This is a genomic window from bacterium (genome assembly GCA_040753555.1).
GTDB lineage: Bacteria > UBA9089 > UBA9088 > UBA9088 > UBA9088 > JBFLYE01.
On sequence record JBFMDZ010000277.1, the window covers coordinates 1 to 2,337 of the forward strand.

1 protein-coding gene is annotated in these 2,337 nt (G+C 36.8%); it reads left to right on the top strand.

Going from position 1 to position 2,337, the window contains the following annotated elements; all coding sequences use genetic code 11:
- Positions 1-404 precede the first annotated feature (404 nt).
- Positions 405-2,168, top strand: coding sequence for a choice-of-anchor Q domain-containing protein (locus tag AB1630_12435; protein ID MEW6104599.1), 1,764 nt, complete (start codon positions 405-407; stop codon positions 2,166-2,168).
- Positions 2,169-2,337: the final 169 nt, after the last annotated feature.

A 2,337-nucleotide genomic window follows, 5' to 3' on the forward strand; every position in this document is an offset into this window, starting at 1 on the left:
AAACCATTCTGAAAACTCTAATGTTTAGAATTTTGAATTTAGATATTGTTTCGTGCTTCGTGCTTCGGATTTCGTGCTTTCTTTCATTTTAACTTCCTTTCTTCTTCTCGTCTACCTAAACACATACGATATTTTACAATAAAGCCTTGTAATTTTGCAAGATTTTTTGACAAAAGGGAATTTTTGTGTTATACTTTGATTATAGTAGATTATTGCAATAACTTTTGATGAAAATGCAAAATAAAATAGCTCACAATACAGATTTTGACTTTTAACTTATTACAATTTTGTGCAAAGATTTATGAGAGGCACTATAAAATGAAAAGATTGATTGTTTCTTTAACAGTCCTTAGTTTGATAAGCAAGCTAGGGTTGGGTTTTTGATATAAAGACAGGGTTTGAGAATGATGAGAATGATGTTGTTTTACATAAGTTTTTTGTTTCTGTTAATTCCGGTTACGGCATTCGGAGCAGAATATTATGTTGCGACGACAGGGAATGACAGCAATCCTGGAAATTTTGATAGTCCCTGGAGAACAATCCAGCATGCGGCAGAGATGGTTGCTTCTGGAGATACAATATACATCCGTGGAGGAACATATTATGAAAAGGTCACTATTGAAAATTTACAAGGAAGAGCAGACGCCTGGATAACCTTCAGGCCCTATAACAACGAGAAGGTCATTGTTGACGCCTCCACTTTTCCGGTACAGTATAGTGGCATTTTCGAGATTAGAGGTAGCTCTAGCTTTATTCGGATAAGTGGGCTGGAACTCAAGTCTACAAAAGACCACGGTATTTTTTTATGGGCTAGATGGCATGGTGATGAAGTAACAGATATTCGGATAGACCACTGTATCATCCATGATTGTGAGTCCTCTGGTATTTTTGCTCTCAGCGGCCACCAATCTAATGAACCTATACAATATGTAAGACGTGTTGAATTTGATCATAACACTGTTTATGATGTGAACAATGGATATAGTTACCAAAACCCACCAACTGTTAGTCCACAAGAGGCTATTTCATTTTGCAATGTACAAGGTTTCAATATTCATCATAACACTCTGAGTTCCTATGGAAAGGAGGGTATTGATGTAAAAAGTGGTAGTAGTCATGGAAGTATTCATCACAACATAATTAACACATCTCTTGCTCCAGGGAATTTTCAATGGGACTATCATCATGTAGGTATTTATGTTGATGGGATGAGTCGCAAAAACCAAAATATATCTGTTTATAGTAATTATATCACAGGGTATGGGGGCGATGGGATAATCATAGGACCAGCAGAATTAGACGGCGGCTCTGTAGAAAACATCCAGGTTTACAACAACCTCATACATATAATACACCTTGCAGGACATACCTATTGGCGTCCAATAGATTCACTTTATAACAGAGATTTCATAAACGTTTCTATCTATTCAAACAGCATCTATGTTGCTGAAGGCGGTCCTTTCAGGATATTTCCGGATAAAGACCATATCGTGAATCTTGTCATCGCAAACAACATTATTGCTGGCACTACCTACGAATCATTTTATTTCCAGAAGCTGGTCTCAACAGACGCCCCAGGAAGAGTAACGTTAACACATAATCTCTATTATCGATATGGCGGGACAAACCACAACACATGGGCTGATGGATACGATAAATCATGGGGAACAAACTACATAATAGACGACCCAGGTTATATAGATAAAGATGCAGGTAATTTTCATATTACAGGTGTTTCACCTGCTTTTAATAATGGTACTGGTACTTTTGTATCTTTATTTGATTATGATGGTGTAACACGACCACAATTAGGTGGTTATGATATTGGTGCTTTCGAATGTTTATCTCTAACCCCTGGCTCTCCCTCAATTACCCTAGAAAAAAGGGTTGATAAATCAACGATTACCTTAGGGGGAACCCTAACCTATACGATTACTTACAAGAATATTGGTTCTGCCACAGCAAACGATGTGGTGATTATTGAGGTTTTGCCAGAAAAAACACTGTTAGAGTCAGAAGTTAAGAGTCAGGAGTCGGGAGTCAGTTATTGGTATGATAACAATTGGCAATCTACCTTTAGCAACAAAGCAACCAAGATAAGATGGATTATCCCTGAGCTCTTACCTCAAAGCGAGGGAAGCCTCTCCTTTGTGGTGAGGGTGAAATAGCCTTAAGATTTTTTGACAAAAGGGAATTTTTGGGTTATACTTAAGTTCCCATTTTCCGCTACCTTAATAATAGATTAACATAAGACTAAAAAATTCTCAAGTTTTTTGCTTTAAAAACCGATATAAAGAATGTGCAGACTATTTCAGAAGATAAAATTAAGTTTTTTTC

Excerpts from the sequence above, each read along its gene's own strand:
- AB1630_12435 (MEW6104599.1), top strand. The coding sequence starts at position 405 with ATGATGAGAATGATGTTGTTTTACATAAGTTTTTTGTTTCTGTTAATT.